12 protein-coding genes are annotated in these 15,587 nt (G+C 40.2%); 1 reads left to right on the top strand and 11 read right to left on the bottom strand.

What is annotated here, in order from left to right:
* Positions 1-164: 164 nt before the first annotated feature.
* The 10 genes from ADH81_RS07105 to ADH81_RS07060 all read right to left on the bottom strand — a co-directional run bounded on the left by ADH81_RS07105 (position 165) and on the right by ADH81_RS07060 (position 13,166).
* Complete coding sequence (locus tag ADH81_RS07105) at positions 165-530, bottom strand: TIGR02328 family protein (RefSeq protein ID WP_049527659.1); 366 nt, start codon at positions 528-530, stop codon at positions 165-167.
* Positions 514-918: a YbgA family protein gene (locus ADH81_RS07100; RefSeq protein WP_049527657.1), complete on the bottom strand. Its 405-nt coding sequence runs from the start codon at positions 916-918 to the stop codon at positions 514-516. Before ADH81_RS07100 ends, ADH81_RS07105 begins: the two co-directional genes overlap by 17 nt.
* An 81-nt stretch (positions 919-999) precedes the next feature.
* Positions 1,000-2,601: a type I restriction-modification system subunit M gene (locus ADH81_RS07095; RefSeq protein WP_049527654.1), complete on the bottom strand. Its 1,602-nt coding sequence runs from the start codon at positions 2,599-2,601 to the stop codon at positions 1,000-1,002.
* A gap of 46 nt (positions 2,602-2,647) precedes the next feature.
* Positions 2,648-3,403: a hypothetical protein gene (locus tag ADH81_RS07090; RefSeq protein WP_049527651.1), complete on the bottom strand. Its 756-nt coding sequence runs from the start codon at positions 3,401-3,403 to the stop codon at positions 2,648-2,650.
* Positions 3,404-3,444: 41 nt separating this feature from the next.
* A complete protein-coding gene (locus ADH81_RS07085) occupies positions 3,445-4,281 on the bottom strand; it encodes a hypothetical protein (RefSeq protein WP_049527650.1) in 837 nt (278 codons plus the stop codon).
* Positions 4,250-4,822 carry a hypothetical protein gene (locus tag ADH81_RS07080; protein ID WP_049527647.1) on the bottom strand — a complete coding sequence of 191 codons (573 nt, stop codon included), beginning with the start codon at positions 4,820-4,822 and terminating at the stop codon, positions 4,250-4,252. Before ADH81_RS07080 ends, ADH81_RS07085 begins: the two co-directional genes overlap by 32 nt.
* Before the next feature lie 9 nt (positions 4,823-4,831).
* Positions 4,832-6,046, bottom strand: a complete 1,215-nt coding sequence (locus ADH81_RS07075) for a restriction endonuclease subunit S (RefSeq protein WP_053092341.1) — start codon at positions 6,044-6,046, stop codon at positions 4,832-4,834.
* A 38-nt stretch (positions 6,047-6,084) separates the two neighbouring features.
* Positions 6,085-7,446: a HEPN domain-containing protein gene (locus ADH81_RS07070; protein WP_049527643.1), complete on the bottom strand. Its 1,362-nt coding sequence runs from the start codon at positions 7,444-7,446 to the stop codon at positions 6,085-6,087.
* A 6-nt stretch (positions 7,447-7,452) separates the two neighbouring features.
* On the bottom strand, positions 7,453-10,443 hold the full coding sequence (locus ADH81_RS07065; RefSeq protein WP_049527640.1) for a type I restriction endonuclease subunit R: 2,991 nt from the start codon (positions 10,441-10,443) through the stop codon (positions 7,453-7,455).
* Between the two features lie 77 nt (positions 10,444-10,520).
* A complete protein-coding gene (locus ADH81_RS07060; protein ID WP_049527638.1) occupies positions 10,521-13,166 on the bottom strand; it encodes a DEAD/DEAH box helicase family protein in 2,646 nt (881 codons plus the stop codon).
* A gap of 136 nt (positions 13,167-13,302) precedes the next feature.
* Between ADH81_RS07060 and ADH81_RS07055 the strand changes: the two genes are divergently transcribed.
* Positions 13,303-13,923 (top strand): TVP38/TMEM64 family protein, encoded by a 621-nt coding sequence (locus ADH81_RS07055; RefSeq protein WP_049527636.1) that lies wholly within the window; start codon positions 13,303-13,305, stop codon positions 13,921-13,923.
* A 288-nt stretch (positions 13,924-14,211) separates the two neighbouring features.
* On the opposite strand, the gene ADH81_RS07050 is transcribed toward ADH81_RS07055, so the two are convergent.
* The gene (locus ADH81_RS07050; RefSeq protein WP_049527633.1) at positions 14,212-15,366 is read right to left on the bottom strand and encodes an MFS transporter; all 1,155 of its coding nucleotides are present in this window, start codon (positions 15,364-15,366) and stop codon (positions 14,212-14,214) included.
* Between the last annotated feature and the right edge of the window lie 221 nt (positions 15,367-15,587).

Here is a 15,587-nt window from a genome sequence, read left to right as displayed (position 1 = left end):
TAAGTCCTTCAGTTCACGCTTGGTTTTTTAAAATTATAACTTAAAAGTTATTAAAAGTAAATCCAAATACTTATAAAAGAAGACCTTAGAATCGTTCTAAAGATCTCATTTTTATTATTCGAAAAAATACGAAAAGAGTTCTGAATTAGTGTTAATCTTGACTCTTACTCCAGCTCTATCCCCTTCTCTCGGAGATTAGCCAGACACTCCTCATAGTAGGCTGTGTCATGCTCGCTATAGATAGGACTTTTCAGCTTCCCCTCTACTATATTTTCATAAGGAGGGCAGGTCTTGCCACGGTAGTTCTTGTCCAGCCATTCTGGACTGACATTGTAGCCACGGTCAGCCATCTCCTCCATGATCAAACGATGATAGGCATAGAGACGATAAGGTGAGTGGGTAAAGACATAGTCAACCGTCGCATGCTTTCTGCCCCAGCCATTGCCACGAAGGGCACAGCACTCTCGATGTTGCCCCAAGAGCTGAGGACGGGGAAGTTGTGGAATCAAAGCCTCATGCCAAAGTCTCATGGGAGTCTCCTTTCAGCAGGGTAGAATCTTGCAGATAAGCATTTGGGTAACGCTCAAGCAAGTCTCGAGTCCTAGCAATCAAATCTTCCTTAGAAGCTTGACCAAAGCGATAGCGATCCAGCAAGAGCATATAGTCTTTTCGTTCATCAAGGCTGGCTTCCTTTTTAAAATAGCCCCAAATATGCTGAAAGGCATTGCAAACCTGACCCCTGTGTTCTGGAAGCTGACAGGCACGGTCAATCATCTCTTGAACCTGACTCACTTCCACCACTTCTTGCTTGAGATACTGGCGAATGTCCTTGTAAATATTGCTGGAATGGCTCAAAACAAGGTATTTATTTTCCGCCCAAAGTTGCTGACAAAGGGCACGTTGGTTGTTATTTTCCATATTTCTCCTAACTTTCTACTAGTTCCCAGGAAATACGGAAACAAAGTTATTTTTATAAAACGAGCGAATTTAATAATCCCATCACCCTTTAAAGTTTTTCAAAAACTCTTTGAGCTCAGCATCAGCTTCTGGTGTGGTTCCGTGGAGTTGACCGAGCATTTCAAGCAGGGAAGCTGTTTGGCTTTCTATAGCTTTATTTGTCTCGTTAATCTTGCTGACGATGTCTGTCAGTGGCTCTACTTCTTCTTCCTCAAAGGTATCTACATAGCGAGGGATATTGAGGTTATAGTCATTTTCGACGATTTCTTCATAGCTTGCTAGGTGGGCAAACTTATCAATCTCCTCACGTAACTTGTAGGCTTCCAGAATCTTCTCGATATGGGCATCCGTCATGATATTTTGATTTTTCCCCTTATCAAACTCCTTAGAAGCATCGATAAAGTAAACATCACGGTTGGTACGGTTCTTTTTAAGAATGATAACCGTCGTCGGAATGCTGGTATTAAAGAAGATATTGGCAGGTAGACCGATAACCGTATCAATAGCTCCTTCTTCTAACAAGGCCTTACGAATGGTTCCTTCCGCATTTCCACGGAAGAGAACACCGTGAGGAAGGACGATAGCCATGACCCCATTATCCTGCTTGAGGTGGTAATACCCATGCAAGAGAAAGGCAAAGTCAGCCTTGGACTGGGGCGCCAGTTTCCCAAAAGGAGAGAAACGAGGGTCGTTCAGAAATCCAGAGCTTGCTGACCACTTAGCAGAGTATGGAGGGTTCATGAGAACACCGTCAAAGTTGGTCGGCTCTTGAGTCGGCCAGTCTTCATCCAAGGTATCGGCATTGTGTAGAAATTGATTCTCAACTGGAACACCGTGTAGGATCATATTCATCCGAGCTAGGTTATAAGTCGAGGTATTGAGCTCCTGACCAAAGTAGACAACTGTCTGCGGTTTATGAGAATATTTCTTGGCATTGAGCAAGAGAGAGCCAGACCCCATAGTCGCATCATAGATGGTAAAACCTTCCTGGTCCTCACGACCCAAAAAGGCAATCTGAGTCATTAGCTTGGCAACAGGCTGAGGTGTATAAAACTCACCAGCTTTCTTGCCCGAGTCAGTCGCAAACTGACCAATCAGATACTCATAGGCATCCCCCAGCATATCACCCGCATGATCAGCCACATCTAGCACAGCCAACTCTTTCATGACCGCTGCTACCGTTTGGTTTTGCTTTTGCGGAGTTGCCCCTAACTTTTTAGAGTAGAGGTCGATGTCTTCAAAGAGATTTTCATAGAGGTCGTCACTCTGCTCGATATCACGAAAACCTTGAGCTAGATCTTCCAGCTGAAAAGTCCCCTCATTGACACGAGCTACTAGAGCCGTAAAGGTCAAGTCTGGCTTGATAATATAGTTGAGCTCATCGTTCATGACAGAGACCAGATCCTCGTGGGTATCCGCATCCTCGTAGTAGTTGCGATAGACCTCAAGGGCATCCTCAAGACTATCCGTCCCCTCTTCCATGGTCTCAGCCACGAAAAAGAGCATCTTGTCTGACAGATACTTATAAAAGACCATACCCAAAAGATATGACTTGTAGTCATTGGCATCCATCTTGGAGCGGAGAACATCCGCTGAGTTCCACAGGGCTTGGTAGAGCGACTGGGACGTTTGTGTTGTTTCCATAATGTTTCTTTCTAAGTTTTACAAATATTTTTCAAAAAGTGATTGTTTAGGAATAACCAATCACTTCTCTTTCTACCGTTTGAATCAAGTCCAAAGGAATATCAGAAACAGGAAGTTGATAAACGATATTTTTTCGAGGGTTATAAAATCCAAGATTTTCGATAGACAGGAAGTCAGGATCATAGGAATGTAAACCCATGATATAGTATACAAGGACTTGTAGCGTATGGTCTTTATTTGGAGTTGTTTTAGTCACCTTAAAATCCCACAGTGTATCCTTGGTAAGAAAATCTCCATCACCCTTGTCAATCGTTTTTGTATAACCTCCAAGAAAGTTAAAGCCATCTTTTACCAACGGTCCATAAAGATCGAAGAAGCAAAGGCTTCGCTCCACCATGATACAAATATTTTCTATCGTTTCTGCATCTACTATAATTTCCTCAAAAGGCTTATAATACTGTTTCCCTGCACGAAAAACGACATCAAAGGATGCTAGACGACAAGCACTTTCTATCGATAAGTCATCCAATCCTGTAACCAAATCAAGAAGTGCTTCTCCTAGGTCTTCCATACCAACCATCTGAGCTCCCTTGAGAGAAATTCTGAAAGCATCACGGGCTTCTGCCCCTTTCATAAGACGGGTCAAGTAGTCCACACAAATCCCCACTAAACTAGGAGATACAGACTCTACAGGATGCAGAACTCTATGGTCTTCGAACTGCTCTACTGAAAATAACTTGATAGGTAGATAACCACCTCGAGGTTGGTTAATTTCTTTGATACGTTGTGTTACAGATACCATAAGTTCTCCTTTTTATAGATATTTTGTTAAGGAATGTTACTTCAGTTTTCCTTCTTCCGTAATCGCCTAGCAGAGCTGGCTTCCATCTGATGACTTGTAATTGGATTAGTATATAATCTCCCTAACGCCAATTTTAAAAAACTTGTTAATCGTTTGTTAGTATCAATGATAAATCTTCCTTCTGAGACCTTAAAATCCTGCTCTGGGTATTGTTCATATGATGTTAATAAGGTGCTAATTATTGAGGTATCAGATAAATCAATTTCATCATCTTTTAGAATTGCCAACATCTTTAAGTTATTAGTCTTAATTTTAAAATCTGAAACAAAACTCACCAGATTAAATTCTTTAAACTCATCAACTTCTGCAAGACTAGCTATACGGTAGTAATCATCAATCCCCTTAAATAAGCTACGAATCGTTCTAAAATTTTTGAAATACAATTTATCATTCCCATCAAAGTAAGCATCGTTCTCAGATTTTAATTCTATACCCTTTTCAATAATTGTTCTTTCAGCTCTTCCAGATCTAAATCTCCATTTCAAGATTGACTTATCAACCAGTCTCTTTGATTGTGTAATTTTTTGAAAAACTAAACCATCATTTTCAACTTTACGAAAAATCAAGTCAATTTTTGAGAACTCTGCTTCATTCACATCATTTAGACCCGCGGTATTTAAAAATTTATCTTCATATTCTTTGACCATAGACATATGCGAATCATCAATTTCAACATAGAACCATTCATCATGTTCTAATTTTATTTCTGGATCAAATTCTCTACTATTTTCAGGATCAATCTCCGGAGCAACTAATTCTGAAATATCATCCGAGTTCTCCAATTTTCTATATATTTGATCTACTTTTACTAAAAACATACTTTCCCTTCTCCAAAAAAGTAAAATTATTTATTCTAACTAGTCCTTTTATAGTTCCAGTTTCTTTAACATCTTTTTTCTTGCTATAAATAATAAAGACATTGCCATTTTTATCAGTGACTCTGTAATAACGATATGAGAGTAACCATATCAAATTAAAATAATACGATCTCTCCATAAGAATCCACCATATTAGAAAAATGAGAACTATTACTACAATCTGATATAAGAACGTTAATTCACCTAAACCCAGCATAATTACAAAAAGGCCTAGGTAAGTTGGAATTATTTCATTTTCTACTGGTTGTATACTTTCAACTTGAGCAGTATCATTCGCTTCCTTGAATCTTATCAAATACTGTAAGACTCCAAAAGAAAATAAAAGCATCAGTATAATCAACACTCCTATTTTTAGAAAACTACATGCACAAGTATCATGTGAGGGAAAAATGTCTATAGTAAATAGATACAAGACTAAACCTGGCGAAAAAGAACAAATTGATAAACAAAACGACAAACATAATCTTTTAAATTTTTTCATAACAAAATTCTATATAAACATATCCTGCAAGAGTTTCTTTTTCAGAGTCTCAAGCAGAGTAATTTTTTCTTGGTGTGAGTTGATGAGATTATCGAGTTTAGAGAAATAGGAGCCGATGGCACATTGTTCCTCGATTGAAGGAATAAATATCTTTTGATTTTTTACAATATCACTATTGAGATTTACTTGACTTCCTGGTTGACCATAGCGATTCCATTTTTCTCTAAACATTTCTAGCCATTGAAACATAAATTCTCTATCAAATTTTGGGTTCATAAAAATTAAAAATCCATCATGTACGCCAGTTTTAACATAGTTAATAACGGGTTTTCCCACAGTGGCAGCAATACTAAGTAATAAATGAGGTGCCGTTAGAACTCGTGTTTTTTCTTGACCTAAGTTTGATATTTTTTGTTCCAAACTATGAATTCTACCATTCTGACTTGTCACATCAGATATACGTAACCAGCCAATTTCTGAATTTGAATCAAACCATTTTGGATCTTGTATTGGTCTAGGAGAAGCACCACGTACAATATCAGCTAATTCCCCTATACACTTTTCAACCCACTCACCTTCAAATCCATCCAAACGAATCTCAGGAACAGTATGTCCAGCTTTGGGAAACATCTTGGAGAGCATGGTCGCCTTGAGAGATTGGTAATTGGTAAGATTGTCCTTGTAGCTAGTCAGAAGGTCGTCGAGGATACGGAAGAGATAGCCGATGGCGGATTGTTCAGCTAGAGAGGGAATCATCATTTTATGATTTCTAATGATATCACTATTTAAGTTTACTTGACTCCCCGGTTGTCCATACTTATTCCATTTTGGCCTAAACATATCAAACCACTGAAACATAAATTCTCTATCAAATTTAGGATTTTCAAAAATTAAGAAACCATCATGCACACCAGTCTTTACATAATTTACAACAGGTTTTCCAACAGTGGCTGCAATACTTAACAATAAATGAGGCGTATTTAAAACTCTTGTCTTTTCTTGGCCAAGTTTTGAGATTTTTTGTTCTAGATATTTGATTCTTCCATTTTGTTCAGTAACATCAGAAATTCGTAACCATCCAATATCTGAATTTTTATCAAACCATTTAGGATCTTGAATAGGTCTTGGAGATGCTCCTCTTTTTATCTGCGCTAAATTCCCAATTGCAATTGAACTCCATTTATTATCAAATTGGGAAAACCTAATTATCGGTATTTGTTTCATAAAAATACTTTTCCTATTTATTATATCTAAGATTTTTTCTAATATTTGTTAAAACTATATTCCATTTCTAGCTCTTTAAACAAATAATAATGTAATAACTTTTGTAAAATCATATTCGCCTTGTATAGATCATTATAGTCTGTCATCAGTCTAGGATATTTAGTTTTTTTATCACCATGTGTATAATAATTGCGTGTTTGTACTATACTATCAATAAAATGGGAAGAATTATTAAAACTTTCTAAAATTAAACTTTCAAACCCTGAATCTGAATTTTCAAATAAAAATTTTAACTTACTCTTCAAAAAAGATTCTTTATTACTCTTTTTGAAAATTTTATTTTCGCGCTCATATTTTCTTATTTTTTTTTCATGAAAACTTCTAGCATAAACCTCTAAATTTCTAATTGTAGATAATAAATTATCCTCGATATAAGGAACAGAGTGTAAACTCTTAGTATATTGATTGATAATGAAATCTAATTTCTCACTTTTTGAAAACCAGTGTCCTAAAATTCTCTCGAACCTTTCATGTAGGGCATTTAATGTAATTTCTTTGTGTTCAAATTTACTCCAATTTTTTCCTTCTCTAGAATGTTGGAAAAAATATTTACCTCTTATTAGTGGAAGTCTTTTGCCATCATCCACGTTTTTATATTTGCTTAAAAAAGAAATTTCAGTAAATGAAATAGGACTTTCCGAAACTACCTCAATATATTTTAATATTTGACATGCTGTTTCATGACACGGAGAAAATTCTAATTCATTATTTTGATTTGATAAACGAAGATAGTACTTACTTGATAAATTTAAATAGTCATCATTTGCACTTGCAATCGCATGATCTTCTAAATATAATTCTCTATTTGTAATATAAACTTTTGTAGGCTGATAATTAGTAACATTTGTTGCAATAGTCAATTCACCATTTATTTCTCCTGCTCTAAAAATTGCTTTATCTACCCATTGCTCTATATTTTCAAAAGAAAAGTCATAATAGATAACTGGATCATCAGATAAAAAATTAATTATATCTGGTATTTTTTGTTGTAACTGATCATAATATACATCATAAATTTTAAAATTTTTTATATGAAATTTTGATAGTGAAAATCCAGGATAATGATCCGTTCCAAATACGTAACCATAACAATTTAAAATCAGTAATTTTCCATCACTCGAATATCCATAAATAATTTCAGGGGCATTTACCAAACCCAACAATCCATCTTCAAGCGAACCTAAACTCCCAAATAATTCTAAAACGATTTGGTCATGTTTATAAGATAAAATCCCACTAATCGATTTATCACTTTCTAACTCCTCACAAATATCTGAAAAATAACCTTTGATTTCAAACGATTTATCTATAGTATATGTTTTAAAATTTAACTTTTCCATAAATTTTTACCTCCCCACTCTGAGTGGCTCAATCACCTCTTCTATCAGTTGGGTATAGGCTTCTTTGATTTGTTTTTTATAAAGGAGTGGGTTGAGGGCATCTGTCACCTCAACTTTATAGTCCTTGTAGCGCTGACTCTTGGTCAGTTGACTTTCTCCTAGTTGTTTTTTAGCTCCCTTGCGGTAGTGATTGACATAGTAGCGGAGTTCATCTGCGCCCACATACCAGGTTTTACTAAAGTCTTGGATATGCTGCTGGATGACTGCTTCAATCATCTGATCAAGGATATTGGTGATGGATTGACCTCTGTAGCGGTCGGGATTTGCCTGTACTTCTTGCCAAAGCTCTGAGATGATCTGTGCCAGATTTGGATTGGTCTTCTCCAGACTTTGGATATAGATATCCACTGCTTCTCTGTCCTGTGCACTGAGACTCTTTTCCTGACTTTGCTCTTGCTCGATCAGGCTTTGGATCAAGGTCAGGATATAGGCGTAGTTAATCTCATCTACTTGGATAGATTCCAGCTCATAGTGAATATCAAGTGGTTCACCATCGTCGTTATCATCTTCAGAACGACTTTTCAACTCTGCTAGAATATTCTGATAAAAACCAAGATAAACTTCCAAATCTTCTGAACTGAGTCCCGTTTGAGCGTAAATTTCGTCCTCATCATACTCTTTATACACGCGGATAGAGGCTAGGTACTTATCAAATCCTTGATAGGCTTTGGCGATTTTTCTCAACTGTGGAGTAGAGATTTGTTCGAGTTGGAGTCCTTCTACAGGGTCATCTGTGATGAGATTTTGGAAGTCGCTACAACTTCTCAAAAAGTTTCTCTTTTCCTCTTCCCAGCTAGGCGCTAGGACATCATTTTCACCACCATTTGAGTAAAGCTTGAGGGCATTATCGACTGCTTCCTTAAAGGCTAGAGGCTTTTGGAATGTGATGATATGGCCATAGTTCTTACTAGAATCAAAGATACGATTGGTTCGGCTAAAGGCCTGAATCAAGTCTTGCGGTTGCATGGGCTTTCTGTCGATAAAGAGAGTCGATAGACAAGGCGCATCAAATCCAGTTAGGAGACGATTGACTACGATAACCAAGTCCAACTGTTCATTGCGATAGAGATACTTATCTTGTTTTCGTGCTAGGCGGTTATTGACATCGGTATTGAAGCCACGAAGATCCGCCATGGTAAAGTGAGTATCAAACTCTTGGTTATAGTCCTCTAAAACTTGCTTCATGTGGTCTTGGTTGGCTCTTGAGTCTTCTTCATTCTCCGTAACGGAGTAGGTGATGGTCGCCTTTGGAAAGTCAGGAAGGACCATCTTGACTCTCTCAGATACCTTGACCCGTGTCTGACCAGCCTTGACTCTTTTTAGAAGGTCATAGTAGGCTTGGGCTTGAGGGATGGACTTGACAGTCAGGATGGCATTGTAGGTATTGCCCACTCCTTTTTGGAAGCCTAGTTGTTGGCGGGATTTATTGATAATAGCATCCAAGACTTCCAGCATGTGCTCCTCATTTTCATAGACGGTATCAGGTATGTCATTTTCAGATTGGTCTGTGATGAGGGTATTGCGATAATCTACCTTAAAGCCTAGGACAGCTCCGTCATGGATGGCTTCCTTGACTGTATACTCATGGAGACGGTCTCCATACTGTTGCTGGGTGGTTTGGGCTAGGTCGCCGACCTGCTGGCGTTTATTTTCCTTAAAGATGGGCGTGCCTGTAAATCCATACCAGAGGGACTGAGGGAAAAAGGCTTTAATGTCCTTTTGTGTTTGTGGTGTCACGGCACGGTGGCATTCATCCACGACAAAGGCCACTCGGAGTCCCTTGATTTTGTCTGCATCTCGTTGGTAAAGACCTTGGTCAAACTTGCGCATCATGGTGGTGATTTTCTGGATAGTTGTCACCACGACACGTTTATCATTACTACCTAGTCGCTTGACCAAATCATGGGTATTATCCGTCTCATCGATATCGATGACATCATTGGTCGCATAAGAGAGGAAAGATGATGTGGTTTGTTGGTCCAAGTCCCTACGGTCAACGACAAAAATCGTCTTTTGGATAGAAGGAATTTGAAGGAGGTTCCTCGCCACCTTATAAGAAGTCAAGGTCTTCCCTGAACCTGTCGTATGCCAAACATAGCCTGACGCTTGTTGGCGAGAGGCTTCCTGCACCGCTTCGATAGCATGGATCTGGTAGGGACGCAAGAGGATGAGAGATTTCTTGCTATCATCAATGACAGAATACTGCATGACCATCTGGTGCGCACGAGGGATAGAAAGGACTTCGTGGGCAAAGCTAGTCAAGTTTGTGACAGGATGATTGTCCTTATCCACCCACTTGGTTAGAAATTGCTTGTTGAGTTTATTTTCACGAGCTGCAGCTATATAGCGAGTATCGACCTTGTTGGTCACGACAAACATCTGCAAGCTAGAGTAGATACCACGGAATTTCCCTTCACGGTCATATTTTTTTATCTGATGAAAGGCATCGATGAAGGCTGCTTGGGAACTCTTGAGCTCGATTTGAATCATAGGCAAGCCATTGATGAGAAGAGTAACATCCAGTCTACGGTCTTGTTCCAGAGGATTTACTTTTTCTCGTTGGACTTGATTGACAACTTCGTAGCTAGACTTTCCTGCTGCGATATTGTCACGCCAAATGACTGACAAACGGATGGTGCCTAGACTTGCATCTTCTCTTTGAACCTCAACTTTGGCAATGCCATTTTCTCCGACCAACCACTTGGCCGCATCATAGTAACTGACAAAGTTGAGTTGGTTCTGAATCTGGCGTTTTTCCTGTTCAGTCAAGGGATGGTCTGCCAGCAGAGCAACGTTGTTTTGAGCTAGTTTCTCAAAGAAATTGTCCCATAGTTGTTCTTCTGTTTTTAGGTCTTCTCTATAAGTCCATTGACTTTCACCAGTTACCAGCTGGTTAATCAGTTGTTTTTCTATTTCCAGTTCTGGTTTTACCTGCATCTATATTTCTCCTTCAGAGGTTGACATTCTAGTTATTATTATATCATAGTCCTATCAGAAAAACTTCCGCTCCCTCCCTACTTCAACGCACTTTTGACCTTCTTCTTGGTGAGGAGACGGTCGTTTTTGTTGGCTAGGGATTTGAGTCTGGCTTCGAGTAGGATTTTTCGGCCTGCTTCGTTGCGGGTGTAAACGAGTTGGTAGTTGCCTATGTGTGGTGCGACGGCATTTTGGAAGAGCTGGGCATCTTCCTTGCGTTTTTCAAAGAGGCTAGGAACTACGAAATACTTGGATTGGCCGGCTGGTGCTTTTTGAGCTACTAAGAGGTAGCGTTGATTGTCCACTGGCGCAAAGAATTCTCCTAAAACCTTTGAAAAGAGTTCCTTGTCTCGCATGCTTCCACCTTTTAGATAGGCAAAGACGTTAAAGCTTTCCTTGTCCTCATCGACCTGCACGCGCGACTGGTCATCGGACAAATGCCCCATCTTTAGCATGGCATTACGAATACCTTCACCCGCCTGCCGTAGGCGTACATAAGGACTCCTGTAATAGAAATAGCGAATCACGGTGTAGGCTAGAAAGAGGATGCTCAGTCCAAACAACCAGCGAATACTAGTTCCACGGACCCTAAAGATATAAAAAAGGAGATTGAGGGCCGTTAGCATAAAGGAATAGCGAAGCCACTTTTCAGCATCAACTAGTGTCAAGAGAGGGATTTGCTTACGATCCGTCGCTACCTCATTGACAATCTCCAGTTTATCCACAACTACTAACGCCTCCTGCCATTTTTTGCGAAGGGAGCTACGGTCCTTGGACAATTCCTTGATTTTCTGATTATAGGCTTTAATCTTACTTTTCTTAAAAGGAGCTTTAGGAAAGTCCAAGCGATCCAGCCCTGTCTCGATGGTATCCTCCTTATAAGATAAACCAAGGAAATGGTCCATACGACGGGCAAGGGTTTGGAGGTCTTGATAAGGATTGAGATCTTGTTCTTCTTGATCCTCCTTAGAAAAGGCTGGTTTTTTGTACGGTTTGATGACTACTAGGTGCCAGATATTACTAGTCTTATCTGGATGTCCTGGCCAGATACGGATGGCACGGCCCCGCATCTGATTGCTGAGCATAAAGCTTCCGACAAAACTTCCGAGGATGAGAGAGTTGACGCAAGGTGCATCCCATCCTTCTCCCAAGAGAGACTTGGTTCCGACCAAGACCTGGATAGAACCACGTTGGAAGAGCTCGGTCACTGCTGCGACCATCCCCTTAAAGCTGGATGGAAAACCTACTTGGAAATAGGTCCCTTGGTCAAGTTTTCCGATGGCAGAGAAGGTCAAGCTAGTGTTTGGGATGAGTGCTTCGAGTTCAGCCTTGACACTGGCAGGTATGATAACGACACTACCAGAAAGAACTGCTATAGGGACAGAAAGACCTTGCTTTTGTGCACTTCTGCGAATTATTTCAAAGTAAGGTAGGACACCTAATTGAGTGATAGGTGCCTGATCATCCCCTAGATAGTTAGCAAAGTCCTTACGAATATAGTCTGCTAGGACTAGTTGTCTCAAGTCTTTTCCGAGGCTAGCATACTCGGTCGCAAAGATATCAGCAATTCCAGATAATTTCCCCAATGATTGGTTGAGGATTTGGTCATTGGCCTTGGATTTTACCAAGAAGACCTGACGTTTTTCAATCAGTCCTCTTGATTTCAGTTCTGCTTCTATCTTTTTCTTTGTCTCCTGCGGATTCTCATACCAGTCAGGAGTCTGATAGAGAAGACCTTGCAAGAGAACTTCGAGCCAATAATAATTGAGAGCAGGCAAGCCTTCAGCTCCCAGTAAATCTTGTAGATGCTTGGGGATTTCCAGCTTTTGAGCCTGTAGATAAATGAGGAGTGCTGAGAGATACTTGGGATCTTCGAGGAGCATATCCGCAGAAATTTCCCCTTTGAGAACCTTGGAAGACCTAATGAGCGTCTGAAAATCAGGATCAACCACTAGTTGGCTGACATACTGCCACTTGGTGTCCTCAAATTCTTCCAGGCGCTTGTCTTCTTCCTTGGCCGGAAAATAGATATAGACAAAGTCCTGGTGTGGGCAGAGGGTATCTTCCTTGACCAGTTCTGGCACCGTGATTTCTTGGTCAATCTCGCCACACATCTGGAGATAGCGATCCCAGAGTTCTGGTTCACTGTCATAAGGCGGTGTCGCAGTGAGAGAGATAACTTGCAGTTGCTGGTAATTTTTACGGAAGTCTTCTAGGCTTTTCCACCATTCATTTCTCAAGTGATGGCATTCGTCCAGACAGAGGGTTTCGACACCCCTTTCCTTGAGTCTGGCAAGCAGGTCAAAGCCTACAAAGTCCTCAACCTCGCCGTTATCTTCTTGAGATTGTAGCTGTTGCATAGCGCTGTGAAAAGCTTGGTAGGTGGCGATGGTGATTTGCTTCATGTCCTTGAGATTTTGAGACACGAGACTTGTGACTTGGTTCTCATCCGCTAAAAAGGCCTGGCGAATCCTATCTACCCATTGTTCTCGGATGGTAACCGTCGGTACCAAAATCAGGGCTGGCTTATCAAAGCGGGCAATCAACTCGATACCAATGGTTGTTTTCCCAGAACCTGGTGCTGCCACCAAGTGGACATGGCCATCTGATTGATATTCCTGAAAGTTATCCAAAACTTGTTTTTGGTAGTTGCGCCAAGTACCGTTAAACTTCAATCCTAACATGATTTTCCTCATTCTAAGCGGTCATTTTCTTATTCCCATTTTACCATACTTGAGGCAAAGTCACATGAAGTACCCCATATAGTCTTTCTCCTCAAAATATGGTATAGTAGAATCATACTACTCAAGAGGAGTTTACATGTCACACGATAAACAAATGAAAGCTGTTTCTCCCCTTCTACAGCAAGCAATTAATATTTCTTCCATCATCGGTGGAGTTGGTACTTTGATTTTCTGTATCTGGGCCTATCAGGCTGGAGTCTTGCATTCCAAGGAAACCCTATCTGCCTTTATCCAACAGGCCGGTATCTGGGGGCCACCACTCTTTATCTTTTTACAGATTTTGCAGACGGTTGTTCCTATCATCCCAGGTGCTCTGACCTCTGTTGCAGGTGTCTTTATCTACGGGCACATTATTGGAACTATCTACAACTATATTGGTATTGTTATTGGTTGCGCCATTATTTTTTACCTAGTGCGACTTTACGGTGCTCCCTTTGTCCAGTCTGTCGTCAGCAAGCGTACCTATGATAAGTACATCGGTTGGCTAGACAAGGGCAATCGCTTTGATCGATTCTTTATCTTTATGATGATTTGGCCGGTTAGTCCAGCGGACTTTCTCTGTATGCTGGCTGCTCTGACCAAGATGAGCTTCAAGCGCTACATGACCATCATCATCTTGACCAAGCCCTTTACCCTGGTTGTTTACACTTATGGATTGACCTACATCATTGATTACTTTTGGCAAATGTTCGCCTGACCACTAAAAAAAGGTTGAGCAAAAACTCAATTTTATACTCAATGAAAATCAAAGAGCAAACTAGAAAGCTAGCCGCAGGTTGCTCAAAGCACTGCTTTGAGGTTGTAGATAAGACTGACGAAGTCAGTCACATATGTAATCCAAGGTGAAGCTGACGTGGTTTGAATTTGATTTTCGAAGAGTATTATCAGAAAATGAAAAAAATAAAACGCATAGTATCAAGGCTTTTCAACACCTGATAGTATGCGTTTTTCTGATTGTAATAACTTTTTGCCTACCCTCTTTTTGTTAACCTTCTTTTTTCAATAGGAGAGAAACAAGGACTGATGTCGCAATCATCCATGCTCCTAGAATGATAAAGGTCATTCGACCATTCGTTGTTACTAAGCCAATTCCTGAAAGAACAAAAGGTGTTAAGGAGGCACCAAAACTACATCCCAAGACAGCATAGGAAGTTGCTTTGTTAAGGAGCTTTGCTGGAATTCTTTCAGAAATTAACTGAAAGACTGTCGTAAGAGCAATGCTGTAGGCGAATCCTCCTAAAACAGAACCAGCAACGACAACCCAAAGAGAAGGTGAAAGAGCGATGATGATTTGCCCAATACCAAAGGTTACACCCGCAACCAATAACAATTTTTCCTTAAAGGCAGAGATGAGGAAAGAAAAGCTAATTCCCGCCAGAATTCCAATCAACTGCATGGCACTGAGTACCAGACTAGACAACTGAGCATCTCCAAAGCCTGCCTCAATCATGAGACTAGGAATACGGAAGGTAATGGCTGTATTGGTACATACAATGACTGCAGCTCCGACAGCTAGGAAGAAAATCAGCTGTAGCATGGAGCGAGTTAGTTTCGCTGCTTCTTCTGTCTTTTGCTTGGACTCATGAACTTCTTCTTTGTTATAAGGGACAAAGAGAAGGAAGAGTACAAGAACCACTAGACCTGCTGCATAGGCTAGGAAGGTTGCAGTCCATCCAAAGGCCAAAAGCTGACCGACTGTCAAGGTCAAGATAGAGGCTCCCACTACCTCAGCTGAACCACGAAAACCAAGCATCTGGATACGAGTCTTGCCATGGTACCGTTCACTGATGATAGAGATAGCCTTAGCGTTTAGCATCCCCACACCAATTCCAAAAAGGAGACGAGTAGCAAAGACAAAGTAGTACCCCTGATACCAGAAGGGAGCTGTTCCACTGATTGACAAGATCAAAAGTCCCAGGGTCAACTGGAGGCGTTCAGGGAAAATGCGCTCAAGAACACCATTCAATAAAAGCATGGCCATAATCCCAAAGGATGGAAGGCTGACCAAGAGCTCGACCTGACCTGTCGAATAGCCCTGATAATAGTCAAACATGGCTGGTAGGGCACTTGATATTGAAAATGATGTGATCAATACTAACGATAGAGAAAGTATACTCACTTTTTCCAAAAATTGTTTCATTTTATCCTCATTCATTATTTATGTTAAGTCAAAAGAGCTAGATATTACTCTAGAGATAAAAGATTTCTTTCATCTAGTCCCCATCACTCTTTTAGCAAAAAGGTCCTTTCCTATCATACACTGTTTCCCAAAAATTGGCAAGCAACTGCTTTATAAGTTCAACATAAAAAGTAGGACCATCAGACTTGGAGAAGCCTCGATGGTATCCTACTTTTATAGAT

It is taken from the genome of Streptococcus pseudopneumoniae (assembly GCF_001072925.1).
In the GTDB taxonomy this organism is placed as follows: domain Bacteria; phylum Bacillota; class Bacilli; order Lactobacillales; family Streptococcaceae; genus Streptococcus; species Streptococcus pseudopneumoniae_Q.
Note: the sequence above shows the minus strand (reverse complement) of the source record. Positions and strands in the feature narration are given on the sequence as shown.